The organism is Bradyrhizobium sp. AZCC 1577 (assembly GCF_036924575.1).
Classification (GTDB): domain Bacteria; phylum Pseudomonadota; class Alphaproteobacteria; order Rhizobiales; family Xanthobacteraceae; genus Bradyrhizobium.
Genome location: NZ_JAZHRQ010000001.1, coordinates 60,357 through 87,186, shown reverse-complemented (window position 1 = coordinate 87,186; position 26,830 = coordinate 60,357). Strand labels below are relative to the sequence as shown.

Genomic DNA, 26,830 nt, shown 5'->3' with positions numbered 1-26,830 from the left:
GGATCACTTCTGGTTCTGACCCTTTTCTGAAGTGCTGCGAGGGCGCGACGAGGCTCGCAATTGATGAAGAAGCAGAGGTCTGGGCGGCCTCCAGCTTAGGGCCGCGGCTCATTGCGGGACATCAACCTCGTGGGTGTGATCTTCATGGGCATGTGGCTCGAGGCCCGGCATGGGCGCGCCCGTGAAATAACCTAGAGCGCCAGGATGCAGCGGGATGCGCGAGTCGGGTGGCTCGGCGGACGAACCGCTCGGCAGCAGCAATTCGGGAAGGGCGCTGCGGCTCTTGTCCAACGCTTCGGCGATCAACCAGGCATGGCGTGCTGCAAAGTCGTCGCGGCAGACGAACAAATACTCTCCGATGCCGACGACGGTGAACAGCTTGACTGGTCCGTGCTCGGCGAAGGGGGGCCTCCCTTGTCGAAGGGCTGCCGCATCGTCGCGCCGCATCAGCGCGACGTCCAACTGCTGCGAGCTGATCAGACTGGCGATGCGCTCCTTGTGCGGCGCCCTGCTCACCTGGGCCTTGCTGCTCGGCAAGCGATCCGCGAGGACCTCAGCTACCCGCTTGCCGAGCTCGAACGAGGGAGGATCGGCGCGCGAAGTCAGGATCAGCAGGTGACGCCGGCGGTAGGCGCCCCACTGGCCATAGGGTGCGTGGCCACAAAGGAACATGGCTGCGGCGCCGGCCCCCGCCGTTCGGAGGAATTCCCGGCGGCTCGGCCTCCCGCCAACCTCAGGACCTTCGGTCTTATGCCACACGCTACTACTTGCGGAATATGGTGGTCGGCAGGATGGCGGAGACTGCGTAGTTCGGCACGTCGACGACATTGCCGATACGCAGGTCGGCGGCCACGCTCGCCACGACATATGCCTGCTCCGGCGTGAGGCCCTTCTCGCTAACCATCCAGTCGATCAGCTCGATCAGGGCGTTGCGCGCCGCCAGCATCAGATCCTCCGAGAGGTTCTCGAGCGGGCCGATTTTCTGGCTGTCGAGGTAGGTATGGTAAGGCGGGATCTGGCCCTTGGCTTTCAGCGGGAAGCCGGTGGTGGCGTAGAACTCGGTCGGCGCCAACCGGATGAGCTGATCGCCGCCTTCGAAGTGCGGGACTTTGACCTTCGCGGCTTGCGCTTTGCGGATCTCGGTGACCAGCGTGACCGTCGCCCCCATCTCGATCGCCGTGCCGGAGACCTCGCCATCGCCTTGCGCGAAATGGACGTCGCCGACGAACAACCCGCACCCGTCCACGAAGCAGGGCAGCAGCAGCGTCGTGCCCACCACCATCTGCTTGATGTCCATGTTGCCACCGTTCTCGCGCGGCGGAATGGTGCGCAGGCACTCATTCTTGCTGCTTCCGTTCTGACCGCAGACATCGCTCGGCAGCGCACCGAGCGGCTGCGGAGTCAGCACGACGCCGCCCGCGCTCTGCAGCGCCGCCTCGCGCGTGAGGATCGTGGCCACCTCGGGCTGGCCCGGCAGCACCCCGACCGTGCCCATAAATCCGTTAAAGGGGATGACGACGCCCGGGATCTGGTCGGAGACCGCCTCCTTGCGGTTGAGTTTCCAATTGGCGATGAAAGGCTTGGTGAAGCGATCGCGCAGGAAACCGAAGCCCGGGACGATCACGGTGTAACCGTAGTCGTCCGGCTGTACGTCGAGGAGTGTCACCGCCAGTACGTCGCCGCGCTGGGCACCCTCGATGAAGACCGGGCCGGTCAGCGGATGGACGAGATTGAGATCGGCCGCCGACACATCCTCGGGCTTGGAGCCGAGGTTGAAGTCGGAGAAGGCGTCGCGCGTTTCAAAGACGATATGCTGACTGGGGTTGGCGCGACTCACCGGCTTGATGGCCGGGTGCATGCGGTTCATGCAGTTCTTGTCGTCGACGCAGTGCGCACCAGTCTTCGCGACGCGCACAATCTGCCACGCCTTAACGGACGTCGTATCCGCATGCGCTGCGGTTGCGCTGAGCAGCAATGTCGCGGCCGCAGTGATGATCCAGAATTGCCCGGATTGCATCATTCGCTCCTCCCTCAGCAGAATCGTGACCCTATTCTGGTCGGGACGACGATCGGCAACGCCTTGGGCGCCCGGCGGCACGATGAGGAGATCAAGATCTCGTCCTGACGACCGTCCGGCGAAGCTACTCCCCTTTGGGGTAAGTGCCAACCACCATGGGTCGAAAGGGCGGAAAAACAACGGCCTCTTCACCGCCATGGCGTTTTTGTCGGTCCAGCATTTCCTTGTCCTCAAAGTGCAGCGTTTTCAGTGTCGGCGCTGATACGACGGACATATCCTTCGCGGTCAGATCACCGAAACGAACGGCGCGAGACCGATCAGCAACAGGGCGACGCCCGTGGCACCTTCCAGGAGACGGGACAGATGGGCTGGGGTTGCGCCAAGCCGGGTCCAGCTGCGCACGCGCCATTCGCGTGCGAAGATTGTCAGCAACGCAACGACGCAGGGCGTCAGGGCGACGCCCAGCAGCATCGCGGCGGCGAAAGCAACGCCGGCCGCGGGGACACCGTTTGCCAGGGCGTAGACCATCGCGAACAACGTGAGGCGGGCACGGTACGAGACCCGCCACAAGTCCCACGGACAAGCATCGTGACGGTGTGGCTCACCACGGATTGCGCGAAAGAGCAGCCATGCGCCGATGGCCGCCAGAAGACCGCGACTGAGCAGTTCGAGGGCGGGGGCGCCCGGCGCCTCTGGTCGAGTGTGAACGCATGAAGCCACCGGCGCCAACTCATAGCGACGTCCGCTTCTGGCGTGCGCCGTGAGAAGGCGGCGCTTTCCAGTGGGTGCAAGTCCCACCCGGCGAAACGCTCCAGCCGGAAGCAACCGGAGCAGCTATGGAGGTGACGAAGTGGCTGAAGCCTTCGGATAGCTGTCACGATATACGGTGACAGCGCGAGTGTGCAGGCCGTAACGCGAGTGAACGCTGAGCAAGCCTCGAAAAGGACGATGCACAGGCCGACCTGACGGCCATATCAGGGAAGGCTGACACGACTGGGGCGACGTGAGCGAAGCAATACCTCCAGTCGCTGTGCCGGGGTAGTGGCGACGGCATGTACACAAGGAAAGCGTACGCAACACGGGAGGCCCCAAGGCGTGGTCAGGGATGATCAACCGGACGCCCGCGAGGGACAGGCCGGGCGCCCTGGGGTGGCGGAGAGGTTTGTAGTACCGCTGAAGCCGGGTAACGCCGGCGGAGGGAAGGGACCTCAGTTCAAGACGAACGCAAGACGTAGTGAGGGACCTGGGGATTGGGCAACCTAACAACTCCGAAGAGTGTTCAGAAACTGCAGACGGCGTTACACGCGAAAGCGAAGGCAGAAGCCGGCTACCGCTTTTACGCTCTGTACGACAAGATCAGCCGGGAAGACATCTTGGCCCATGCCTATGCTCAATGCCGCTCCAACAAGGGCGCACCGGGTGTAGATGGGCAGGACTTCGCGGACCTCGAGGCGTACGGGGTGCAGCGGTGGCTTGGCGAACTGGCGCTTGCGCTCAGGCAGGAGACGTATCGACCGGACCCTATCAGGAGAGTGTACATACCGAAGGCCAATGGCAAACTCAGGCCATTGGGCATCTCGACCGTGCGTGATCGGGTCTGCATGACAGCAGCGATGCTGGTGCTTCAGCCGATCTTTGAAGCCGATCTTCCACCAGAGCAATATGCCTACCGCACCGGGCGAAACGCCCAGCAGGCGGTGGTCGAGGTGGAAGCGCAGCTGTTCCGCGGCCACCCGGAAGTCGTTGACGCCGACCTCGCGGACTACTTCGGGAGCATTCCACATGCCGAGCTATTGAAATCGGTAGCGCGCCGGATCGTAGATCGGCGCGTGCTGCATCTGATCAGGATGTGGCTGGAGTGTCCCGTGGAAGAAACCGACGATCGAGGAAGGAAGAAACGGACGACCGAGGCACGGGACAAGCGGCGAGGCATCCCGCAAGGCTCACCCATCTCACCACTGCTGGCAAACCTGTATATGCGCCGGTTTGTGCTGGGATGGAAGATGCTCGGGCTGGAGCGAAGCCTCGGCTCTCGCATCGTGACCTATGCCGACGATCTCGTAATCCTGTGCAGGCGGGGCAAAGCTGAAGAGGCCTTGCGACAACTGCGCATGATCATGGGAAGGCTGAAGCTGATGGTCAACGAGGAGAAGACACGAATCTGCAAGGTACCGGAAGGAGAGTTCGACTTCCTGGGTTACACGTTCGGGCGGATGTACTCAGCGAAAACCGGCCAGGCGCGCCTGGGATACCGGCCATCGCGCAAGAGCATCAAACGCGTGATCGAAAGCATTCACGCGCTCACCGCCCGATCAGGAACTTGGCAAGAGACCACGGAGCTCGTAGGCCAGTTGAACCGCACGCTGCGCGGATGGGCGAACTACTTCAATGTAGGCACCGTCACCAAAGCGTATCGGGCGCTCGACAACTACGCGGCTGCGCGGTTGCGCCGGTGGTTGCGCTTCAAGCACAAGGTCAGGCGACGCAGGGGCGGGACCTATCCACTCTCGCACCTATACGGGTACTTCGGGCTCGTACGCCTAACCGCGCTTGGGCGCGACGTGCCGTGGGCGAAGGCTTGAAGTCTTGTCCGAGAGCCGGATGCGGGAAATCTGCCTGTCCGGTTCGATGAGCGGGATGTGGAAACGGAGCCAAGGGTGAACCACTAAGGCACCGCCAGACGAAAGAGGCGGCCAACAGATATGTTCCGCCTACCGCCACCGCGCCACATCTCGACTCTACCCTTTAAGACATGCCGAGCGACCCGGAATTGGTCTGCTTATGGGGGAGACCGGAAGTCATCGGCGTACGGTCAGAACGGCGCTTTTGACCCATTTCGGACCTTGGGCGTAGCCGGACATCGACCCACAATCGTGCTATATAACCATTCGATTTCCCCAGCACGGGGGACCATCTTGAGCAGCGAGCACGTAGAGCGACGACTAGCAGCTATTCTGGCGGCGGATGTCGCGGGCTCTTGCCGCTTGATAGGGATCGACGAAGAAGGCACGCTGGCGCGACTGAAAGCGCTTAGAAGAACGATTTTCGATCCCAAAATCGCGCAGCATCACGGTCGTGTCGTCAAGAGTACCGGGGACGGCGCTATCGCTGAGTTCGGCAGCGTGGTCGACGCGGTCCGATGTGCCGACGAAATTCAACGCGGCATGGCCGAACAAAATATCGACGTGCCGCAGGACAAGCGGATCGAGCTCCGCATCGGCATTCACGTCGGTGACATCATTATCGAAGAGAACGATATCTTTGGTGACGGGGTCAATATTGCAGTGCGTCTCGAAGGGATTGCAGAGCCGGGCGGTATCAGCATCTCGGACGACGCTCGTCGGCAAATTCGTGGCAAGGTAGATGTAACGTTTGAGGATTTGGGTTCGCAATCCTTGAAGAATATCGCCGAACCGATGCGGGTCTGGCGCGTCCGATACGGTCGCGCCGTGCCAGCCGTGCCGAACCGCTGGCCTGTTGATGAGACCCTTGCTCTGCCCAATAAGCCCTCGATCGCCGTTCTCCCCTTCACCAACCTGAGCTCCGATCCGGAACAGGAATATTTCGCGGACGGGATGGTCGATGACATCATCACAGCGCTATCTCATTTCAAGGCGCTGTTCGTCATCGCTCGCAACTCGAGCTTCACATACAAGGGGCGCGCCGTCGACGTGAAGCAGGTGGGGCGCGAGCTTGGAGTGCGCTACGTGTTGGAAGGGAGCGTTCGCAAGGCGGCAAACCGAGTGCGCATCACGGGACAGCTCATCGATACCGCCACTGGGGCACATCTTTGGGCAGAACGGTTTGATGGTGGGCTCGGCGACATCTTCGATCTGCAGGACCAGGTGACGGAGAGCGTTGTCGGGGCGATCGCGCCGGTGGTGGAAAAAGCCGAGATCGAGCGTGCCAAGCGCAAGCCGACCGAGAGTCTCGACGCCTATGACCTCTATTTACGCGGTTTGGCCAGGCTATATCAGTTTGCTAACCGGCAAGCGAACGACGAGGCATCGCGCCTGTTCAAAAGCGCAATCGAGCTTGACCCCGATTTTGCGTCCGCCTACGGTCGTGCCGCCCATTGCTACGTCATTGCCAAGGCCATGGGCTGGTTTTCAAACACAGCGAACGAGATTGCCGAAGCAACGAGGCTCGCTCAACGAGCGGCTGAGTTGGGCAAGGATGACGCGGTCGCGCTCGCCACCAGCGGGTGGGCGTTAGCGTATGTCGTTCGCGATCTCGGGGTAGGCGCCGCCTTAATCGATCGCGCGCTCGTGCTCAATTCCAATTCGGCCGAGGCATGGAGTTTCGGCGGCTGGGCAAAAATCTGGCTCGGCGAGCCGGAACCGGCGCTCGAGCGCTTCGCGCGTGCCATGCGCCTGAGCCCACTTGATCCGTCGCTAAGAACGCCAAGCGGGAACGCGCATGCACATTTCTTCCTGGGCCGCTATGACGAAGCGGAATCGTGGGCGGCAATGGCATTGCAGGACAATCCGGACTATCAACCTGGATTACGGATCGCCGCCGCAAGCAATGCAATGGCCGGGCGGCCGGAGCAAGCACACAAGGCATTGGCTCGGCTGCGGCAACTGAACCCCGCGCTACGTGTTTCCACTCTCAAAGACGTGTTGGGCCCTTTTTGGCGGGCCGAAGACTTTTTGCGATACGAAGAAGGATTGCGGCAAGCCGGGCTGCCCGAATGACCATCGCAGAAAGATGCGCTCCCGTTGGGACGAGATGATCGAATAAGCGCGACTTCCGTTGTTGGCCCTAAGCCGACCAAGGTGCCTGCGGCTGGTCTGGTATTAAGAGCAGTCCGGACTTCGCATCAGCGATCGTTCGGCCGCTTGTGGCCCCTTTACGACATGCGAATAAGCTCCGAAATGGTCCGCTTATAGCGCCAGCTCGGAAGTGATCGCCAGACCGCCAAAGTGACACTTTTGACCCCAAGCCGACATCCCGAAACGCGAGATCCTGGTCGCGGATTCCGTCCCACTGCGTACGAACCTCGAACCCAAGCCCAAAGCCTTTGCCCGTCTCTGGGGGGCGCCAAATGCAGCGTGTGACAGATAGGTGCTCCCGCGATTGCCGCTCACAGCTGCGCAACAAAGTGCTAAACTGCTTTCAGTCCCACCGGCGTGGTTAGACGGGTCGTTCGGAGGGCGCTGTGACAGAGCAGCGGGTTCAACGTCGGTTAGCGGCCATCTTGGCGGCGGACGTGGTCGGCTATTCCGCGCTGATGGAGCGGGCGGAGGAAGCCACCTACGTGGAGTTCGAGCGGCTCAAGCGCGACGTGATCGAGCCGAGCCTCTCCCGCCACGAAGGGCGACTTATCAAGACTACGGGTGACGGCGCGTTGGCCGAGTTCGCGAGTCCGTCGGCTGCCGTGCGATGCGCGGTGGAAATACAGGAAAGCATCGCGTCAGGCCGAAGCTCCCTTAGCTTACGCATTGGGGTCAATCTCGGGGAGGTCATCGTCGGGGCGGACGGCGACCTTTTTGGAGACGGGATCAACATTGCTGTCCGGCTGGAGGGGATCGCCGATCCGGGCGGCATCCTGACGTCCGAGAAGGTGTACAGCGAGGTCGAAGGCAAGCTGGACGTCGGCTTCGAGGATCGGGGCGAGCAGCAGCTCAAGAACATCGCCAAGCCGGTCCGCGCGTATGCCGTATGCGCGGGCGCGCATAGTGCGCTGATCGAGAGGCTAAGTGCAGCCCCTCCACTTCCCGACAAACCGTCCATCGCCGTGCTGCCGTTCGAGAACATGAGCGGCGATCCCGAGCAGGAATATTTTGCCGACGGAATGGTCGAGGAGATCATCACCGCGCTGTCGCGGTTCAAATGGCTGTTCGTGATCGCCCGCAATTCGAGCTTCACCTTCAAGGGCAAAGCGGTCGATATCAAGGAAGTCGGACGCAGGCTGGGCGTGCGCTATGTCCTTGAGGGGTCGGTGCGCAAGGCGTCAGGCAAGGTCCGCATCACAGGGCAGTTGATTGATGCGGTGACCGGCGCGCACATCTGGGCGGACAGATTCGAGCGCGACCTGACCGACGTTTTCGCGCTTCAGGACGAAGTCGCAGTCGCCGTCGTCTCGGCCATTCAGCCCAAATTGCTTCAAACAGAAATTGCAGCGGCGACGCGGAGGCGACCGGAGAACCTCACTGCCTACGATTCTTATCTCCGAGCCATGCAACAGGTTTACCTGTTGACCCGCGAAGGATTGGCCGAGGCGATCAGGCTGGCTCGTTGTGCCTTGGAGTTCGACCCTCGCTTCGGCCTTGCCGCTGCTCTGGCAGGTACCTGCCACATGCAAAACGTCCTTTGGGGCTATGCTGTCGATCCGCAATTCGACCGCAAGGAAGCGATTCGGCTTTATCGCGTGGCATTGAGCATGGACGATGGTGATCCGGACACGTTAGCATGGGCTTGCCTAATCCCGGCGTACATGGACGGCGATTGCGAAAGTGCGATCGAAATGGCTGACCGGGCCGTCGCGCTCAACCCAAATTCATATTCCGCATGGAGCCGCAGAGGATGGGTTTATCACATTGCGGGGCAGGCCGGGGAAGCGGTCCGGAGCTTTGAACGCGCCATTCGCATGAGCCCGGTGGACCCGCTGCTACACGTATCGTTTGTTGGGCTAGGGTATGCCTTTATTGAGCTTGGCCGCTTTAACGAAGCCATCGTCGCAGGGAAGAAGGCCCAACGTCAGAACCCCTCCTTCCCGGTAGCTTACCGTTGTCTCGCGTCCGCTTTCGCTCATCTCGGACGGGATACGGAGGCGCGTGAGGCAGCGGCGCGTGTGCTTGAGACCGATCCCGCCTTTACAATATCGGTGTTTATCGCTCGGGGCGGGCAATCAAACTCAAAGCTAATCATTGAGGGTCTCCGCAAAGCGGGGTTGCCCGAGTGACGGGTGCGCACGCCCCATGCTGACGAGGTGATCTGATAAGGTCTACTTTGCGGTGCACGAGTCCGGAACTGGAAGCTAAGCAGACATCACTTAGAGATTGCAGAACGGTCGCGATTGTGAGTACGCGCCATCCGCTAATTCAGTTTGCCCTTTTGGGCGTCGGAGGATGAATGCGTGGCCTTTGCCGAATTGCGCGCCTCCATCCGGTCTGCCAGCATCCGAAGCTCATCCGCAAGAACGGTCCCTCTCGGAACCGGATAATCATGGGAAATGCGATCATTCATATAAACGCGGAAAACCACTTCTTCCGCAGTCTCAACGATCCGCACTCGTTCAATGCTGGGAAGGGCCATGCTGTCTGCGGCCGGACTTCCAATCGCCTCCTCTAACGAGGTCCTCAACGCACCGATAAGGTCTGCCGTCTCTACTGTGCTTAGAGCGATTTCGTGTTCACCGCGCTCATCGGTGAACCCAATAATCACCCTTCCATCCCGTGAATCCGTATAGGTTAGTTTCATAACCTTGGCTCTCGTTAGGGCCACTTAGCAGCAGCGCGATCCGCCTAAGCTCTCATCAGTCTTCAAGCGCTCGAAACCAATGGGATGACGGTGCGGCACTTTCCGGCGGAAGATGGAACTGGCGGTTCGGCCGCCAACTCAACAGACACGTGACCAAGCCCATGCTCATTCAACAGCTTGGTCAATTCGGAATGCACCGCCCGCCAAACCCGGTTTGGGTCTGCGTCGGCTGCGGGATGTAGGCGAACGCGCAATTGTGTTGGCGCAGTCTGCACTATCTGAAACAACTCCACACCGGGTACATGATCGATCTCAAGCGCGAGCGGTGGCACTGCGACTTTCTCTCCGCGTTCGGCTGGGAAGGTGAGGATGTCGGCAGTGCGGCCCCGCACGCGGATCGCCGGAAGCGGGTTGCCGCAAGGACAAGGATCAGGTCGTCGCAGGATGCGGTCGCCTAGATCGTAGCGGAGGATCGGCTGCACGCGATTGGCGAGGTTGCTCACGAGGACCGTATGCGACGCCTCGCCTTGCGGAACCGGCCGATAGCTCGCATCGACGGGCTCGAGAATCACCCAATCGCTGTTGACATGATACCAACCGTGTGCACAGCCGATGGCCATGAACAGGCATTCCGTCGCGACGTAAACGGTCCGGACCTTGGCGTGGAATGCCCTTGCGATCCGGTCGTATCCGTCCTGCGAAAGCCCTTCCGAAGTCGGAAGAACCAGCACCGGCTGAATATGCAGGCGACCGGCATCCTGCTCGGCGGCCAATAGTGCCATGACGCTGGCGTATCCGATGAGCAGAGCCGGGCGGTACCGATTGAGTTCGGCGACCAGATTGCGCAACGGCGCCTGCGCCGGAAGCGCCCGGAATCGTCGGGCCGACCGTTTTGTGCGGATTGCAGCAAAGCTGGTTGCGCCGATGTAATGGCCGCCCATCGCCAGCACCGACGCCGCGCGGCCGCCGCGGACGAGGAGACGAAACATGTCGCTGGCGTTAAGCCAGCCCATCATCATGCGCAGCGAAAAAGCGAGAGTGACCGTCCAATTGAGTGTGTCCAACAGAAATATTCCAGGTGTCCCGGTGCTGCCCGAAGTGGTTGCCACGGAATACTTGCCAAGGAGACGTTGCCCGATCAGCTCAGGGTTATCGACGAACCCTCGCACTGCCGCGAAACTAACCTCGCGGTCGGTGACCCAGTCGTCAAAATGACGCATTAGCTCTTGCTTATTAGCCACCGGTAGCACGGACGAACTCTCAATCCGCTCCGGTAGACCCTGATAGAGTTCGCGATAATAGGGCGAGTTGGCGCGAGCGAAGGCGACGGCCTCGCTAAGCCGAGCGCGTCGTCGCTGCGCGATGGCGTTGAGACCTTGCCTTCTTGCGCGGTGCGCATCGAGCAATACCGATGAGATGCTTTCGCTCATGACAAGTAAACCCACCGCAGGCGAGCGCGTGGCGATGACATTCACGTCGCACCACCGCGCAAGAGGCTCGCGAAGGCTTACAGGATCATCAGACGAAAACGGCCTATAACTAACCAACCGCGCCCAACTCGCGGCGCAAGCGCTTGCGCCGCGTGGGGCGCGGAGGTTGATGCTCGCTTTCTCTGGCCGCTAGGACGCTGGCACTGTCGGCGCTGGCCCCGTCGGGCACTGGCACTGTCGACTCAGGTCCGATGGCGCTCGTGGCGCGAGAGACCGTCTCGATCAACCCGCCCTTGATGTAGACCCGCGCAGGCAGCGGACCCAACTCACGACTAGGTGAAAGCCGAGATCCGGTTAGGGCTGATCCGCCCGACCGGACCACGGGCGTCGCGCCCTATCGCATCCGGATGGACGAGACGCCACGCGGCTGCTCGAATGACGCCAACGTGCAGAATGTCCGGTTTGCGCCAACAGCGGTCATTCCCGTGAGGTCAGCTTTTGGACCCATTTGCGACATAGCGACGTTACGCCTGACGCTGTTATAGATATGTTTGCTGCTGCTGACCCTTGCCGCGATGACCTGCCTTCGGTTGCACCATGTTCGATGCTGACCCTAAAGCCAGCGCCGATCTAAGGGTGGGAACCCTTTATGCGATAGCGGGCGAATCCGCCTGGATTTACTACGGCCAGGTGACGCTGGACAAAGCCATCGGCTTCTTCCGGCGTCGAGCGCACAATTTGGTGGGACCAGAAGGGGTCTTATCGTCGAACGTGATGACGACAGTCGTCGTTGCCTATCCATCCATAGGCCGAGCATTGAGGTCCGGCCGATGGAAGAAGCTGGGCCGTTTCCCGCTGCACAAAGAGCTACAAAAGATACGCTATTCAGTTCAGTGGCCGGCAGCAGCTTTGAACGTAACGGTATGGGCAGGCGGCAAGCCGAGCCATGATACGTGCGTCGAAGATCCCGCGATCCAGAACATGGAGATTATGGCTGTCTGGGACGCGGAGTATCACATTCCACCGCGCCTCACTGCCGACTTCGGAGAAGAAGAAGCTGAATGGCAAATCGGCGGACCAATCTGGCGCGAGCGGAAGGTCAAGGAGGAAACAGCGAGACGTTTTCCTGATCAGCCATGGCACAGGCTCCACCAGGATTGGGTGCCGACTGATGGCGACCAAGGGTAGGAAGCGCCGATCCGCTAGTTCGATACCGAATGGCTGAATCTGGCACCTTTGAGACATGGTGCCGAGCCCTGCGATTGTCTGCTTGCTGGTGAAGACCGGAAGTAATCGGCGCATAACTCAGAATGACGCGATTGACCCAAACAAGACTCTCGGCGCCGCCTTCTCGCATCCATCAGAGCAGCCCGTGTGCTCCGCGGAATGTCGAGCGCCGATGGTTGCCGCGCGGCTGGCGCCTCGTCGAGTACGCCATCCGCACCTGCAATCGGTCTCTTTCGAAGAAACGAGCCTTAAGCCTTCAGGTCCGTGATCCTCATAATTGCGACCACGTTCCCATCATTGAACGCCTGCTCTTTTGTGTCCTTGTTGCAGGTCCAGACAAAGTTCTTCTTGGCCGTAAAGGTCTTTCCCTCCTGCTCGAGCCGAAGCTCGCCCTCGGGGATATGGCAGATCATGGCATTCATCATCGGGGGACCCATAGTCTTCGATCCCGGCTGCATAATGACATCGCGCATTGAGACAGTCTTAAAACCGGGGATGATGGATGGTGTCTCGCCATCGTAAGCGCGCACCACGACACCTGGCCACGGCGTTGTATCCTTGTAGCCCGTGGTTTGAGCGGCGGCTGGCTTTATCATGGCCGCCGAAGCCGCTGCCAACCCGATTCCCAATGCTGACCTTCGATCGATCTTATTCATCGCTTTTCTCCTGAGGTTAGAGCAACGAGCCGCCGCAGAAGCGGCGCGCGCATTTCGTGGAATGTGAATGGTCGTGCGAACCGAAAAAAGCGTCGGTCTCTTAAGAGAGCGTGCGTGCCGATGGCATCAGTGTACTGCTCGTTCGCCCGGACGGCGATTTCGGCTGTCCCGTTTCAAGGGCAACTAGATTATACGCGACCTGACGCGCCTGAGAAACAGCATCCAAAATGCACAATGTCTCAAACTGGTTAAAGCCAGAGACTGAAGACCGGACCCGGCGTCGGCAGCTTCACTCCGACCAACGGATATAGCAAGTCAGCGTGACTGACCGGCCCTACGCTGATCAGGGTCAACGTCGTGGCCGCGGATTGACATTTCTCTCTACGGGGAGATTGCATGGCGCGCACAGCTTTACGGACCTCGTCATGAAGCTTTAGGATCCAAGTACTGCTCGCGCGTTGTTTGCCCCCTCGGCAGGGATGAATCGATGCCAGAGGTCACACCGACTCCGACTTTTCAGATTGATGCGGTCGCCGGCAACCGTGTCACTCTGCAGACGAACGCGAAGCAATTGCCGGCTCGCCGATTCTTGGTGGTCGCTTCGCCAAGCAAGAGCCGCTGTTCGTCCTTAAGGGCCTACCGGAGGACTTCGTGAAGCAGTCCATCGCTTCTGGCCTCATGCGGAAGATCATTGACCGCTCGGGAAGGTCCGGTCTGAAAAACGGGGCCGTGCAATGAACGACCAGGGATCAGGTTATCAAAGGGAGACTGACCATGAGTAGCATCAAAAATCTTTCGTCATTGCTCGGATTTTCGGTCGCCTTTGCCATTGGGGCGGCATCGTCGGGCCACACCCAGCAGACGATCCGAATCGGCGCAACCATGTCAAAGACCGGCACCCTGGCCACCCAAGGCGTTCCGGCGAGCAACGGCTACCTGCTCTGCCAGAAGCACGTCAACGAAAAGGGCGGCATCCTCGGCCGGAAGATCGAGTTTCTGATCTACGACGACAAATCCGACCCCAAAGTAGCGACTGAGGTCTACGAGAAGCTGATCACGGAAGACAAGGTCGATGCCGTTATGGGCCCCTACGGCTCGACCCACACCGAGGCGGTGGCCGCAGTCACCGAGAAGCATCGGATGGTGCACGTCTCGCCGCTGGCCGCGACCACCTCGATCTGGGAGAAGGGGCGGCGCTATATCTTTATGGTGCTTCCACCCGCAGAACTTTTCCTGGGGGGATTGATCGACATGGCGTCCCGCAACGGGCTTAAGACCGTCGCAATCATCGAGGAAGATGCTTTATTTCCCAAAGCTGCGGGCAAAGGGGCCGTTGAACTGGCCAAGAAAAAGGACATGCAGGTTGTCCTCCACGAGACTTACGCGAAGGGTACCAAAGACTTTTCAGCCATTTTGGCGAAGGTCAAGGCAGCGAACGCTGATGTATTGGGAATGGCTGCCTCATCGCTAGGGGATCAGATCGTTGTCGGCCGTCAAATGAAAGAGCAGGACATCAACGTCAAGATGTTCGGGATCGCGCAGGCGGTCGCCGAGTTCCAGGAGGCGCTCGGGAAGACGGCCGAGTTCGTCTATGGACTTTCGGCGTGGGAGCCGAGCCTCCCCAACCCAGGCATCGAGGAATTCATGGAAACGTATCAAAAGGAGTTCAACAAGCCACCGAGCTATCACGCTGCAGGTGCCTATGGCGGCTGCCAGATTTTTATGGAAGCGGCCCGACGGGCAAGCAGCTTGGATTCCGACAAGCTCCGCGAGGAATTGCTGACGCTCAAGATCAAGACCATCTTCAGCGACTATGCCGTGGATGAGCGGGGATATCAGACTGCCAACAAGGGCCTCTTCATCCAATGGCAGGACGGTCAGAAGGTTGTGGTCTGGCCTGATGAACTCGCGTCTGCCAAGCCCCGGTTCCCGACCCCAGCATGGAGCCACCGATAGCGGCAAAAGCGTGTTCGCGAAGGAGAACCATGGGCAGCTTTTCAAGCGTGAATTGTGCTGCCCGGTGGGCGAGGCGCGCTGGCCATTTTTGATCGGCACGATCGGCAGCTATTGGCACGTTTGAGACATGCCAACTGGCACTGAATATGTCCGGTTAGTGGGGAAGACCGGAAGTGTCCGGCCGATTGCCGAAACGGCGTTTTTGACCCAAACCGGACCTTCGGACGTAGTGTGGTTCTCATAGCGATCAAGCTTGCCGCGCGGTCGCGACTCAAAAGATGCCTGACAAAAATCGTCACGCTTGACGACCATCTTCCCAAGCAAGCATGAAAATGCTGGCGGTTCTCCAGTGCTCTTGCTGCCCGGATTCAGACGCCGATCGACAATGAACATCGCCACTGTTGCAGCCGCCTCACCCGGCCCGTTTCACGCGCATGTACCAGTCGACCAGCCGCCGGACCTGCCGTTCGGTATAGCCGTGCTGCACCATCCGAGCGACGAAATCGTCGTGTTTCTTTTCGGTCTCGCTGTCCTTCTTCGTGCCGAACGAAATCACCGGCAACAGGTCCTCGACCTGCGAGAATATCCGCTTTTCCATCACTTCGCGGATTTTTTCGTATGAGGTCCAGGACGGATTCTTGCCCCCGTTACGAACGCGCGACCGCAGCGAGAACTTCACCACCTCGTTGCGGAAATCCTTGGGATTGGTGATGCCCGCGGGCTTCTCGATTTTGGTCAGTTCCTGGTTGAGCAACTCGCGGCTGAGCATCTGACCGGTGTCGGGGTCCTTGAAGTCCTGGTCCTCGATCCAGGCATCTGCATAGTCGACGTAACGGTCGAACAGGTTCTGGCCGTAATCGGAATAGGATTCAAGATACGCCTTCTGGATCTCGTTGCCGATGAACTCAGCATAGCGCGGCACGAGCTCGGCCTTGATGAATTCGAGATAACGCTTCTCGACCTCCTCAGACAACTGCTCGCGCCGAATCGCGTGCTCGAGCACATACATCAGATGGACGGGATCGGCACCAATCTCGGCGGTGTCGTGGTTGAAGGTTGCCGCCAGCACCTTGAAGGCAAAGCGGGTCGAGGCACCGTCCATGCCTTCGTCGACGCCGGCCGCATCCTTGTATTCCTGGACGCTTCGCGCCTTGGGGTCGCTCTCTTTAAGACTTTCGCCGTCATAGACCCGCATCTTGGCAAACAGCGTCGAGTTCTCGTGCTTGCGCAGGCGCGACATTACCGAGAAGCGGGCGAGCGTCTCCAGCGTCGCCGGCGCGCAGGGCGCGGCCGCAAGCTCGGAGCCGGAGATCAGCTTCTCGTAGATCTTCTGCTCCTCGGTCACGCGCAGGCAGTACGGGACCTTGATGACACAGACGCGGTCGATGAACGCCTCGTTTTTCTTGTTGGCCTTGAAGCCCTGCCATTCCGCCTCATTCGAGTGCGCCAGGATGATGCCGCCGAAGGGAATCGCGCCGATATTTTCGGTGCCGATGTAATTGCCTTCCTGCGTCGCCGTTAACAGCGGATGCAGCATCTTGATCGGCGCCTTGAACATCTCGACGAATTCGAGAATGCCCTGATTGGCGCGATTGAGCCCGCCCGAGTAGCTGTAGGCGTCTGGGTCGTTCTGGGCGTAGGTCTCAAGCTTGCGGATATCGACCTTGCCGACCAGCGAAGAGATATCCTGGTTGTTCTCGTCGCCCGGCTCCGTCTTGGCTACCGCGATCTGCCGCAGCCGTGAGGGCTGAATCCTTGCCACGCGGAACTGCGAGATGTCACCGCCGAAAGCTTCGAGCCGCTTGTAGCACCACGGGCTCATCAACCCGTTGAGGCGGCGGCGAGGAATGCCATACTTCTCCTCGATCATCGGTCCGAGGTTTTCGGGATCGAACAGGCCGAGCGGGGACTCGAACACCGGACTAAGCTCGTCGCCGGCTTTAAGCACATAGATCGGGTGAACTTCCATCAGCGACTTCAACCGCTCGGCGAGCGATGACTTGCCGCCGCCAACGGGACCCAGCAGATAGAGGATCTGCTTGCGCTCCTCGAGCCCCTGCGCGGCATGGCGGAAGAAACCAACGATGCGCTCGATCGTGTCTTCCATGCCATGGAAGTCGGCGAAGGCCGGATAGCTGCGTATTGTCCGATTGGAAAAGATGCGGCCAAGGCGACGGTCCTTGGCCGTGTCGATCATCTGAGGTTCACCGATCGCAGCTAGTAATCGCTCGGCCGCATTAGCGTATCGCATCGGATCTGTTCGACACGATTCCAGATATTCCGCCATCGACAGGTCGGTCTGACTTCGAGCCTCGAAGGACCGAGCGACAGCGTTGAACAGCAAATCGCTATACATGATCCCCTCCAAGGTATGACCCGCCGCACTGGTGAACCGAGTCGGGTTACCGCTCGGTACCGGCCTTGGTCAGTTCATGTGATCGTGCAGTAGGGTCCTCCCATTCCAACATGTTTCTAAATTGGCTATTCGCGAACAGGATATCAAGGCGGCCGGTCGCAACATGGGAAGGCTGCGTTGGTCCAACTTCACTTCACACCACCGGGCTCCAATCCCGTGGGAACGTTGGCAACTGCGCCCTTATGCGATGTGGCTGCCGGATCAATTCCGCAGGGAGGGCGGGGGTATTCGGTTTCGTGTCGGCCCTGGAATCTCGGTATCATTGGAAGCGTCTGACAGATCTCTGCCTCAGCAGTCGGTCGACTCCAGCACCGGGCCCGGTCCGCAACCCAGAGCCGCCAGAGTTTTCACCCCCACGGTATGGCCAATCGGACCCCCTTTTTGCTGCGGTGCATGAGTCAGCAATTGGCCCTTTTGAGACATGCCGAAGCTTGGTATGGATGTCGGCTTTCAGGGCGAAAGCGGAAGTCGCTCGGACATTGCCGATTGTCGCGAATGGCCCAACTCGGACAGAGAGGGCAGCGCCAGTCCGTGAACCGGCATTGGCAGCGAGCTGTGGCCCGAGACGCTCCCCGAAACAGCCGAAGCGCTGGACGCCTACTCCCCTACATATTCGAGACTTTGCCAACCGCCACGGAAGTGACGTCGATAGCCCCATCCGCCACGCCAACCCGGACCAGCATACGCATATACAGGAGGTGCCACATAGACGCGCGGTGCCGCATAGACCGGATATTCATCAATCACCGCTGGCGGCGGCGCTACGATGACGGGCCGGCGAACCACGACAACGGGAGCCGTCTCCTCGACAACGACAGGTGGCGGCGTCCGGTACTCGTACATGTGAGTCTCCCGCCCATAGCTCGGAACTTCGCTATAGGGCGTTACTCCGTTGGCCATTGCCGGCGAGGCAAGAGCTAGTGCACCTGCCGCACCCAAGAGCGCTTTACGCATGGACGTTGCTCCGTTTTTTGATTCCTTGTTTGTTGCCCTGGAAGCAAACGCGAGAACCCGTTGTTAGGTTCATGAACGCGTGTTCAGCGCGCAAGCGCGCGGGCATATCCGCACCCGAGCGCCGCTTATTACTTACGGCCCGGATATTCGAGCGCGATCTACAACCCTCATAGAATCGAAGTTCTTCGGTGACTTCCGTTGATGGCACTTTTCCGAAGTCACGAGCGGCTGCAGCAATGTCCGCTGTTGAGGGAAAAGCGCGAGGGCAGGGAGCTATTCGACTTCCGCTGATGGCCCCCTAGCGGACGTTCCGGAGACGCCGGACAATGCACCTTGTGAGGCATAAGAAACGACCAAAAAACAACAGTCTTGCTCAAAGCAGAAGGCTGCTCAGGAATGGGATTCCATTTTCTTCAGAATGTGGCCTGATTGATCGCCGGAAACAGTCTAGCGGAGGCTGCCATGAAAGCATTCGATCGCGTACTGACGACGTTCGGTATTCTTCTTCTGCTTTCCATTCGTGCTGATGCGCACGATCCGTCGATGCCGCATCACGAATGGTTCAACAAGCAGGAAATGAACCCGGCTGCACAGCGTCGGCTCGGTCTTCCCTACAAGTCTTGCTGCAACAACGGCGACGTATTCAAGACCCGCTTCCGGGTTGGTGAAGATCGCTCAGACCAGTGGCAATACCTGAAAGATGGCGAGTGGAAAATCATTCCACCCGACATAATAAAGGAAAGTGATACGCCTGATCGTACCCCCGTCCTGTTCATCAACAGATCGACGGGACAGGAGCTGTGCTTCTTCGTACCGCAAGGAGGCCTCTGATGAGTGGCCTGGATCCGATACCATTCAAACCATGACTGCCGCTTCTGCGGAGGAAAGCTCACTCTCCTCAAAACGATCGTGGAATCTGAAAGCGGAGTTGTCACCCATATGTTTGAATGCCGGCGGTGCGGAGAGCGCACTTGGAGGGATTAAGGCCGCCCAGTTGGCGGCCTCTTTCATTGTTCATCTTCAGTTTCCCGGCGAAGGCGGCCAGCCGCCTGTCGTCGTTCAGCGCGAACCAGACGGCATCCTTTTTCGTGGTCTCCAACCCTTCAAAGAGGAGGAGTAAGGCCGCCTCAGTTGGCAGCTGCCTTCCGTCAGCTGTTGGCCCATAGCCGCCGTGCCCCGTTTTGTCGCCCATGTCGGCTTTCAAAGGTAGAACTGACCACGCCGATAGGTCCGCGAAGTCGCCTTTTGACCCTGGCTGTGTGAAAACGCCACTGCTTTGCTATGATTCTCTCGTGATTCTGCGGGGGAAGCTGATGAGGCGCTTCGTTGAGCAGGCGGATCGAGGACAGTGGACGCTATTGCCGGAATGCCTCGATGATTTCATTGACGAGAGCAACCCAGTTCGCGTGATCGACGTGTTTGTCGATGCGCTCGATTTGGCTGAGATGAACTTTGAGGGGGTAGAGCCGGCGGCGACTGGTCGGCCATCGTACCACCCCTCGGTTCTGCTCAAGCTTTACATTTACGGCTATCTGAACCGGGTTCAGTCGAGCCGGCGGCTCGAACGAGAAGCCGGACGCAATATCGAGGTCATGTGGTTGCTGGGTCGGCTCGCACCTGATCACAAGACGATCGCGGACTTCCGCAAAGATAGTGGCCTGGCGCTGCGCAAGGTATGTGCGCGCTTCGTCGAACTCTGCCGTGAGATGGGCCTTCTCGCGACGGCGAGCGTCGCCATCGATGGCAGCAAGTTCAAAGCCGTGAACAACCGGGACAAGAACTTCACACGGGCGAAAGTGGAGCGGCGGCGTGCCCAGCTGGAGGAGAGCGTCGCGCGCTATTTGAGCCATGATACGGCCGACCGGCAGGAGCCGACGGAGGCCCTGGCCGCGAAGGTGACGAGGCTTACCGAGAAACTGACGAAGCTGAAGGAAGAAATGGGCAAGCTTGCCGTTTACGAGAAGCAGATGCTCGCGTCGCCCGACCAGCAAATCTCTCTGACCGATCCCGACAGCCGATCGATGGCGACGAGCGGCCGTGGTTCCGGCGTCGTCGGCTACAATGTGCAGGTCGCCGTGGATACCGAGCACCATCTGATTGTGACGCATGAGGTCACGAACAGCGGCTCAGATCGGGCTCAACTGGCCAATATGGCCAAGCAGGCCAAGGCTGTCCTCGAAACCGAGACGCTCGAGGCCGTTGCCGATCGCGGCTACTTCAGCAGCCTGGAGATCCTCGCGTGCCACGAGGCCGGCATCACGGTAACTCTGCCCAAGCCGCAGACCTCGGGCGCCAAGTCAGATGGCCGCTTCGGCAAGCAGGACTTTGTCTATTTGCCAGAGGAGGACGCCTATCGCTGTCCAGCCGGGGAGCAACTGCCATATCGCTTTACGAGCGAGGAGGACGGCAAGCGGCTACGGCGCTACTGGACCACAGCCTGTCAAGATTGTTCTCTTAAATCGCAATGCACGACAGGACCGGAGCGGCGGATTCCACGATGGGAGCATGAGCATCTGCTCGAAGCTGTGCAGCGGCGCCTTGATGCAAACCCGCATGCCATGCGCGTGCGTCGCGAGACGGTCGAGCATCCGTTCGGCACGATGAAGGCCCGCATGGGAGCGACACACTTCCTCACCAAAACGCTTCCAAAAGTAGCCGCCGAGATGGCTCTCTCGGTCCTGGCCTATAACCTGACACGGGTCATGAACATCGTCGGAGCCAAGCCGCTGATGGCTGCGATCGTGGCCTGAGACCGTACCGGTCCTGGCTTCTCACCAACTTCCCTAGGAAGGGTGTTTTTACACGTCCAAGACCCGGAGCGGACTCCGCCCGGACCAGCCGCATCACGTTCCTGAATGGCCTAAGCTTCCGATGCGTTCCCATAGGTCGGGCGGCACTGGCCTGCCTCAGTGGCCTAGTTTGAAAGTACTAGTGGCCTGCTTTGAAAATTGACGAAGTTCATGTGCCGTTGAGCCGCTGAGTGATTAGAGGTCGGGCAGCATCCCGAGCGGGGCTAGAGGGATGGATGCTGTTCCGGGTCGTCAGGGACCCGGGCAAACCCTTTCCGTGTCCCGCCCTTGGGACTGAGGGAACTCCCCGGCCGGGAGTATCTTAATTATTCCTCGTTTTGTAGATTAGTGCGCTTACACTCGCCGATAGAACGGTTACCTTTTCTTCATCACCGCTCCGTTCACTGTAGCTATCGGTGACTGAGAGACAGTTGCGCTCCCGCCATAAGGGAGTTGCGCATGCAGCGACGCCGCTGCCAGCCCCATACATTGAAAGAGCAAATTGAGGCCGCGAAGAAGCGCCTAGAAGTCGCAGGATCGCGTTTGCCACCTGGTTTGCTCCGATCCAAACTAGAGCGAAAGATCAGGTATCTTGAGGCCGCTTCCCACATGAATGACTGGCTCACATCGCCCGGCCTTAGGTCGCCCACGTAAGACGTTGTCAGGCCGCCTCAGTTGGCGGCCTCATTCGTTGAGTGAAGTGGTTTGTAGGGCGCAGGAGAAGACTTTGTCCCCTCCGGCGGATTAGCTGGCGGAATGATGAACTCGAATTCTTTTTGTCCTCCGAAGCGCTCCACGATCCTTGCGCTCATGTGCTTGCCTATCCGGCAACGACTCAGCTGATCGCCGCCCTTGGCCCTCAGCGCCGTTGGAAGTTTGCTGTTGCTCTCGCCGAGTGGGTGATAGATGTGATTCACCGTAAGATCGAACTGGCCTGTTTCCGACCTCAATGGCCTAGTTTGAAAACGTGAGTGACCTGTCTTGGATTAGTGGCGCATAAAGTGGCATGTCAGAAGCACACCACCGATCCTGTCAGTGCGGAGCGGTTTATGAGCGCTGAGAGAGGGTGGCTCCGGCCCGCCAAATCAGCAGTTTTGAATGCTCCGTGTGCAGTGTGACCATGGAAAGCTGGAACACGGCATGGGTGCCAACCTATCGGTTGGTTGCTGGTCCGGTTAGGGAAGTAGAACAAAGCCCTTGAGGCCGCCTCAGTTGGCGGCGCTCTCTCATGCGAAAGCCCGCGATTGTGCCGGGCGATCGCAAATGTCGGGCTCTCCGACGCAAGGCCGCTCAATTCCGTAGCCCACCTCCAGAGACGCTCGCCAAGGTCCCTTACCCACAAAGGCTGTACCATCGCCCAGGGCGCATCCTTAGGTGGTAGCTAAGATCAAAAGTGTTCGTTTCAAAAATTTGCGGCGATCAGATCGTAAGACCCCCGGCTTCCACGGACGTAAACCTTCGCAGCCACCGCGCATATCACATCACGGTTGCAATGGAATGCATTCAGCATACCGGACTCATCGGGGCGGGCATTTGGTTGAATTCGCCTCAATGCGCCCTCGTCTATGAAGAATGACGCTTCCAGCGCGCTGTCATGCCCCCAGAACCGCACGGCTCGCCGGGTTTGATCATATGAACGGCTATGATTTGGAAACTCAATCATTGATTTGCACCGATCAAGGTCTTGCCGGCGAACCACGCGCGTGCCGGCTTTCGCACAAGCTGCACCGAAGCATACTCAAGGCCATGGCTTGTCCCGACCGCTGACGCACATCGAAGCGATGTGCGGTTGGTCAATGTCGTTGACAAGATTTGGCGTGGCTAAGCTTCGCGCTGCCGCAAAGGAAATGCAGAAGCAATACGATTGCGCTCTCTCTGAAGTGGCTACGTCGTGTCGCATTACAAGGCTTGTCAGGTCCTGCGCAGAAAACAAACTGCGATTCTTCTCGCTATTCGGCCGATGATCACTATATGATCGATATCATCACGCGGCCCCCGGCTATTATCGGTGACTGAGAGCTTTGCGCTCCCGCCTAAACCCAAAGGCGGTCATATGCCAAAATTCCCCGCATTCAATCTGCGTGAGTGGCTGGTACCCCCGGTATTGATGCCGATCTTTCTTGTGCTGCTCGTCGCCGCTGCGATGGTTATTCAATGGTGATCGAGCGTAACGCGGTTTCACCGCAGGACGGGCTATCTGCGATTAAACAATCCCAATCGGCACTTGCCCACGATCTGGACGCCAAGGCGGTGATCGCCCTGGATGAGGCTCGCGAGATGTCCCCGGGGGAAGAGCGCACCGAGGCGCTTCACAAAGCACTCGTCCTTCGAAATGCCACCGAGCTTCACGAACTGCTCTGCGGGCAAGCGCGACGCACCGGACGTATGACGGAGGCCTAGTCCGTTGGCGGCGAGCTTTTGGTGTCATTGTTGAGCCAGCGGGGATCATACGGACCGCAAGATACTTGACCCAGATGAACAACTATCCAAGTCGACCGTCATTCCCCGCGAGCGTCCTTACACGCCACTCGAGGCACTGGATGCCGCCGAAGCCGTCGCCATTCTGGATTCCCGATCCGACGTCGCGCTGATCTGCACCGATATCCAGATGCCTGGCAAATGGACGGTGTGGGACTTGCGCATGCCGTGCATGAGCGTTGGCCGACCATCAGGATCATCGTGGTATCGGGGCAATTGAACCTGCCGCACCAGATCTTCCTCCCCACGCCGAATACGGCTCAAATCGCGTGATTGCGCACCAATCAGCCACTGAAGATCAGTGCGGTACCACAACTCATGATGATACGATCAACGATGTCTGAAGGCGATCGCCGGACGGAACCGCGTCCCGCAAGCAGCGCATCCCCATACCAGGACGAACTGGCGGCAGAAAATGTCAGCCTGCGGCTTCTGCTCGCGCAGCCCGAGATCAATGCACAGAGTTTGCTGGCTACGGCCGGCATCGACGCCAGGGAGCGCAAGGCGGCCGACAAGCTACAGAAGCTGATCCTCGAGGAGCTGCATCACTGCATCAAGAATACGCTCGCAACCGTCGGCGCCATCGTCTCGCAGAGCCTGCGCGAGTTGCCCGACGCCAAGCACGCGCAGCACGCCATCGAGGGCCGGCTGCTCGCGCGGGCGCACGATCTTCTTCTGCAGGCAAGATGGAGCAGCGCGAACCTTGCCACGATCGTTCGCAGCGCCACCGAAGCCTTCGACAATCCCGCCGAGCCGAAATTCTCGATTTCGGGGCCCGATATCCGGATGACGTCGGGTGCCGTCATCGCCATCGCAATGACGCTCAACGAGCTTTGCACCAACACCACGAAGTTTGGCGCCCTGTCGGTCCCGGAAGGGCGCGTCGACATCTGCCGGGCGCTGGATCAACAGGCGCAGCGCCTGCACCTCACATGGACCGAGAGGAATGGTGCCGCAGTTCGTCCGCCCGAAAAGCGCAGCTTCGGGACACGGCTGATCGACACGCTCGGCGGGAAACTCCGGGGCGACGTGCAGCTCACGTATGAGCGAACCGGGTTCGTCTACACATTCGACGTGCCGATGGCTTCACTGACTTCGGCGGCGGCATAAGCCCCTATTCGGGCATTGCGGAAGCCAAATCGTAACCTGCATTCGTTTGAACTGCTACGATCTGTCAGGAATGGCTATTTTACCCAGCGATTGATGACGTGGTGATTTGTCACTGGAGCTCGTTATTCGACCCTTTGATCCCCACATGTAATTCCGTCCTCGTCAACCATCGGGATTGGTCGGAACGCGCGGAGACTTCCAACGAAAGGACGCGGCATGTTTAGATCTCAACAGCACCGCGAAAAGGCAGCCGCATACGGCGAACTGATCAAGCGTTCGAGCGGTCAGGGCGAAAGCGACAAATTTCAGAAACTAAGGGATCGCCACTCAGCGCTCGCCGATAGCGAGCAGGGACTATCTGATAACTACGACAGCGCCGTGAACGCAGCGGAACAGAATCCCGCTCGCGGCCTGGCCCTTGCGGCCGAAGAGGAGCACGTCTTGCGATGTCTCGGCGCAGCCATCATCATGCAATGGAGCGCGCTGCCGAAGACCATGCAACGTGAGATCTTCGACACCGCCGCATCGGTCGGAGAATTATTGGAGACGGCGGCGCTTCGCGGGCAGATCGCCCGCTTTCTGCACAAGCATAAGAATCATGCCGACCGCGAAAGGGCTTCGACGGAGGATGCGCATCGCGACGCGAAATCGCGCGCAGCGGCTCTGTCGCGATGGGACGATGAGGGAGGCGCAGTCCCCGACGGACTGCCGAGGTGAACCAACGTCGGCAACAGGAGGATCCCCCATGTCACGTAAAAACTTGTCACTTACAAAATTCGGCATCGATGACGGCCCGCACAACATGGACGGGCTACGGCTTCTCGCATGGCACGGAACTGAACGGGTCGAAGCGTTCATAGGCCGCAAGGTGATGGACGTCTGGGTCGAATCCGTCGAGCACCGGGGAGGACGACAGAGTCTGTTCCGCGATCAGTACAACGCGTTGGGCAAGCGCAATCTTGCGGCGATCGAGCGGATCGTTAACGCGAAATACCAACGCGGCGCCGCACTCAACCGCCAGCATCCCTATGTCGAGGTGCTGTTCTCGGATATCACGGAAAGCGGCGAGGCACTGGACCTAGGCGGCCTTGTACGCCTGCCCTTGCCGCCGGAGTTTATCAGGCTGAGCCGGATCGGCCAAGCGAGGCAGTGACGGTATCTGGCAGGATCGTCAGCCGCTTCGCGTGATCCAGGCCAGATCAAACCAAACTATCGCGACAATTTCGAAAGGACCAACGATGACGATGAAAGAACGAGTTCTCTCGCTTGACGAAGCGAAGCCGAAAAGGGCAATGCGCGCCGACCGGCCTCCGACCGAGGGCTTCGTGACGGTTGTCGACGGCCATTTCAAGTCAGAGTTTGACACCGTCGAGGCTGCCGAAGCATCGGCGCGGAAATTGAAGTCGGCTTATCCGATGCTGCAGATCGAAATCTATGATGCCGCCAACAAGGTCCACGCGTCGTTGAGCTAACCTCCGGCCCGGTGCGGCGATCACCTTCACGCCTGGCGTTGCGCCCCCTATTCTACGCCCGCTTCCTGCGGCGTGAATTCGTAGACCGAGGAGCAGAACTCGCAGTTCACCACCACCTTGTCGTCCTTGGGCGCAAGCTTTTCAGCATCGACGACACCGCATCGCGCGAGCACGAGCATTGCGGGCGCAAGGGAAGCGAGAGGAACTGATGTTCATTCTGGTGCGAGATTCCCATTCCCGCTCGATCGTCAAGGCTGTCAGTTGGAGGGTCACCGGTAGCGTCGACACCTTCGTGTTGAGTTTCGTCTTCACCGGTAGCATCAAGGTGGGAGGCTCGATCGCCGGCGCGGAGGCGATCACGAAAATGATCCTCTACTATCTTCACGAAAGGGCCTGGTCCTTCATTCGCTGGGACCAGCAAGGACAAGCCGGTGACGGCTCCAGCACAACCTGATCCGCTAGTCATGGGATAGGCTGCTGGCGATCTTCCTCAGACGGTTCGTCAAGTCATTTTCGCGCCCGTGAACACCTTCGCCTCGACCAAGGCAAGCGGCCTCTGTGCGGGTGGCATCTGAGGCCGCTTGAAGCCTTCCGCCGGGCATTGGGGCAAAATGTCGACCGGTCAGTGGGCTTGGCTCTCGGGGATAGGATCACCGATTGCTGAGGACCAAGAACTCCCAAGATCAATCGTTCCTGCTATTTGAAAATATTAAGTGTCCTAACCAGGATAGGACCGAATATTCGAAACGCTCAGGGCCTGCGCCTCCGCCAGACGTTATCAAATGAAAGGGCCGCCAACTGAGCCGGCCTAGTACTCGTCCTTGTCGCTATGATGGAGGTTGAAAGCTCGATCGTACCTGTCGCGGGCTTCGGTACCCACGCTGTATCGGCCGGGCCACC

Annotated in this window: 24 protein-coding genes and 1 pseudogene; 13 read left to right on the top strand and 12 right to left on the bottom strand. The window is 59.4% G+C overall.

Going from position 1 to position 26,830, the window contains the following annotated elements:
• Positions 1-108: 108 nt before the first annotated feature.
• The 3 genes from V1278_RS00365 to V1278_RS00355 all read right to left on the bottom strand — a co-directional run bounded on the left by V1278_RS00365 (position 109) and on the right by V1278_RS00355 (position 2,545).
• Positions 109-828 (bottom strand): twin-arginine translocation signal domain-containing protein, encoded by a 720-nt coding sequence (locus V1278_RS00365; RefSeq protein WP_334379282.1) that lies wholly within the window; start codon positions 826-828, stop codon positions 109-111.
• Positions 764-1,915 carry an acetamidase/formamidase family protein gene (locus V1278_RS00360; protein ID WP_334379281.1) on the bottom strand — a complete coding sequence of 384 codons (1,152 nt, stop codon included), beginning with the start codon at positions 1,913-1,915 and terminating at the stop codon, positions 764-766. Before V1278_RS00360 ends, V1278_RS00365 begins: the two co-directional genes overlap by 65 nt.
• A 387-nt stretch (positions 1,916-2,302) precedes the next feature.
• Positions 2,303-2,545, bottom strand: a complete 243-nt coding sequence (locus tag V1278_RS00355) for a hypothetical protein (RefSeq protein WP_334379279.1) — start codon at positions 2,543-2,545, stop codon at positions 2,303-2,305.
• Between the two features lie 722 nt (positions 2,546-3,267).
• Between V1278_RS00355 and ltrA the strand changes: the two genes are divergently transcribed.
• The 3 genes from ltrA (at position 3,268) to V1278_RS00340 (ending at position 8,924) form a co-directional block, all read left to right on the top strand.
• Positions 3,268-4,599, top strand: a complete 1,332-nt coding sequence (ltrA, locus tag V1278_RS00350) for a group II intron reverse transcriptase/maturase (RefSeq protein ID WP_334379278.1) — start codon at positions 3,268-3,270, stop codon at positions 4,597-4,599.
• 333 nt (positions 4,600-4,932) lie between these two features.
• Positions 4,933-6,714 (top strand): adenylate/guanylate cyclase domain-containing protein, encoded by a 1,782-nt coding sequence (locus V1278_RS00345; protein ID WP_334379277.1) that lies wholly within the window; start codon positions 4,933-4,935, stop codon positions 6,712-6,714.
• Between the two features lie 464 nt (positions 6,715-7,178).
• On the top strand, positions 7,179-8,924 hold the full coding sequence (locus V1278_RS00340) for an adenylate/guanylate cyclase domain-containing protein (RefSeq protein ID WP_334379276.1): 1,746 nt from the start codon (positions 7,179-7,181) through the stop codon (positions 8,922-8,924).
• 134 nt (positions 8,925-9,058) lie between these two features.
• Here V1278_RS00340 and V1278_RS00335 read toward each other — a convergent pair whose 3' ends face one another.
• Together V1278_RS00335 and V1278_RS00330 are read right to left on the bottom strand one after the other, a co-directional pair.
• Positions 9,059-9,442 (bottom strand): hypothetical protein, encoded by a 384-nt coding sequence (locus V1278_RS00335; protein WP_334379275.1) that lies wholly within the window; start codon positions 9,440-9,442, stop codon positions 9,059-9,061.
• Between the two features lie 62 nt (positions 9,443-9,504).
• Positions 9,505-10,872 (bottom strand): phenylacetate--CoA ligase family protein, encoded by a 1,368-nt coding sequence (locus V1278_RS00330; RefSeq protein WP_334379274.1) that lies wholly within the window; start codon positions 10,870-10,872, stop codon positions 9,505-9,507.
• Between the two features lie 597 nt (positions 10,873-11,469).
• Between V1278_RS00330 and V1278_RS00325 the strand changes: the two genes are divergently transcribed.
• Entirely contained in the window at positions 11,470-12,060 is a 591-nt protein-coding gene (locus V1278_RS00325; protein ID WP_334379273.1) for a hypothetical protein, read from the top strand.
• A gap of 287 nt (positions 12,061-12,347) precedes the next feature.
• Here the strand turns inward: V1278_RS00325 and V1278_RS00320 are convergent, their stop codons facing one another.
• A complete protein-coding gene (locus tag V1278_RS00320; protein WP_283032868.1) occupies positions 12,348-12,755 on the bottom strand; it encodes a hypothetical protein in 408 nt (135 codons plus the stop codon).
• Between the two features lie 774 nt (positions 12,756-13,529).
• On the opposite strand from V1278_RS00320, the gene V1278_RS00315 reads away from it, so the two are divergent.
• Positions 13,530-14,711 carry an amino acid ABC transporter substrate-binding protein gene (locus V1278_RS00315; RefSeq protein ID WP_334379271.1) on the top strand — a complete coding sequence of 394 codons (1,182 nt, stop codon included), beginning with the start codon at positions 13,530-13,532 and terminating at the stop codon, positions 14,709-14,711.
• Positions 14,712-15,123: 412 nt separating this feature from the next.
• Here the strand turns inward: V1278_RS00315 and V1278_RS00310 are convergent, their stop codons facing one another.
• The gene (locus V1278_RS00310) at positions 15,124-17,067 is read right to left on the bottom strand and encodes a PrkA family serine protein kinase (RefSeq protein WP_334379270.1); all 1,944 of its coding nucleotides are present in this window, start codon (positions 17,065-17,067) and stop codon (positions 15,124-15,126) included.
• 657 nt (positions 17,068-17,724) lie between these two features.
• Complete coding sequence (locus V1278_RS00305; protein WP_334379268.1) at positions 17,725-18,081, bottom strand: hypothetical protein; 357 nt, start codon at positions 18,079-18,081, stop codon at positions 17,725-17,727.
• Positions 18,082-18,543: 462 nt separating this feature from the next.
• On the opposite strand from V1278_RS00305, the gene V1278_RS00300 reads away from it, so the two are divergent.
• Positions 18,544-18,912, top strand: a complete 369-nt coding sequence (locus V1278_RS00300; RefSeq protein WP_334367245.1) for a hypothetical protein — start codon at positions 18,544-18,546, stop codon at positions 18,910-18,912.
• A 100-nt stretch (positions 18,913-19,012) separates the two neighbouring features.
• Here the strand turns inward: V1278_RS00300 and V1278_RS00295 are convergent, their stop codons facing one another.
• Positions 19,013-19,273 (bottom strand): hypothetical protein, encoded by a 261-nt coding sequence (locus tag V1278_RS00295; protein WP_334379267.1) that lies wholly within the window; start codon positions 19,271-19,273, stop codon positions 19,013-19,015.
• A gap of 121 nt (positions 19,274-19,394) precedes the next feature.
• On the opposite strand from V1278_RS00295, the gene V1278_RS00290 reads away from it, so the two are divergent.
• Entirely contained in the window at positions 19,395-20,831 is a 1,437-nt protein-coding gene (locus V1278_RS00290; RefSeq protein WP_334384064.1) for an IS1182 family transposase, read from the top strand.
• 710 nt (positions 20,832-21,541) lie between these two features.
• Here the strand turns inward: V1278_RS00290 and V1278_RS00285 are convergent.
• A complete protein-coding gene (locus tag V1278_RS00285; RefSeq protein ID WP_334379266.1) occupies positions 21,542-21,787 on the bottom strand; it encodes a hypothetical protein in 246 nt (81 codons plus the stop codon).
• A gap of 485 nt (positions 21,788-22,272) precedes the next feature.
• Positions 22,273-22,533, bottom strand: coding sequence for a DUF1488 domain-containing protein (locus tag V1278_RS00280; protein WP_334379265.1), 261 nt, complete (start codon positions 22,531-22,533; stop codon positions 22,273-22,275).
• Between the two features lie 491 nt (positions 22,534-23,024).
• Here V1278_RS00280 and V1278_RS00275 point away from each other — a divergent pair, with 491 nt between their 5' ends.
• The 5 genes from V1278_RS00275 to V1278_RS00255 all read left to right on the top strand — a co-directional run bounded on the left by V1278_RS00275 (position 23,025) and on the right by V1278_RS00255 (position 25,930).
• Complete coding sequence (locus tag V1278_RS00275; RefSeq protein ID WP_334367235.1) at positions 23,025-23,270, top strand: hypothetical protein; 246 nt, start codon at positions 23,025-23,027, stop codon at positions 23,268-23,270.
• A gap of 414 nt (positions 23,271-23,684) precedes the next feature.
• The gene (locus V1278_RS00270) at positions 23,685-24,458 is read left to right on the top strand and encodes a sensor histidine kinase (protein WP_334379264.1); all 774 of its coding nucleotides are present in this window, start codon (positions 23,685-23,687) and stop codon (positions 24,456-24,458) included.
• 216 nt (positions 24,459-24,674) lie between these two features.
• Positions 24,675-25,175, top strand: a complete 501-nt coding sequence (locus V1278_RS00265; RefSeq protein ID WP_334379262.1) for a hypothetical protein — start codon at positions 24,675-24,677, stop codon at positions 25,173-25,175.
• 28 nt (positions 25,176-25,203) lie between these two features.
• Positions 25,204-25,611, top strand: a complete 408-nt coding sequence (locus V1278_RS00260; protein ID WP_442893699.1) for a signal transduction histidine kinase — start codon at positions 25,204-25,206, stop codon at positions 25,609-25,611.
• An 85-nt stretch (positions 25,612-25,696) separates the two neighbouring features.
• Positions 25,697-25,930 (top strand): hypothetical protein, encoded by a 234-nt coding sequence (locus V1278_RS00255; RefSeq protein ID WP_334379261.1) that lies wholly within the window; start codon positions 25,697-25,699, stop codon positions 25,928-25,930.
• A gap of 47 nt (positions 25,931-25,977) precedes the next feature.
• Here the strand turns inward: V1278_RS00255 and V1278_RS00250 are convergent.
• A pseudogene (locus V1278_RS00250) lies at positions 25,978-26,135 on the bottom strand (Hsp33 family molecular chaperone HslO); the annotation flags it as partial.
• A 3-nt stretch (positions 26,136-26,138) separates the two neighbouring features.
• Here V1278_RS00250 and V1278_RS00245 point away from each other — a divergent pair.
• Positions 26,139-26,384: a DUF2061 domain-containing protein gene (locus V1278_RS00245; RefSeq protein ID WP_334367231.1), complete on the top strand. Its 246-nt coding sequence runs from the start codon at positions 26,139-26,141 to the stop codon at positions 26,382-26,384.
• Positions 26,385-26,830: the final 446 nt, after the last annotated feature.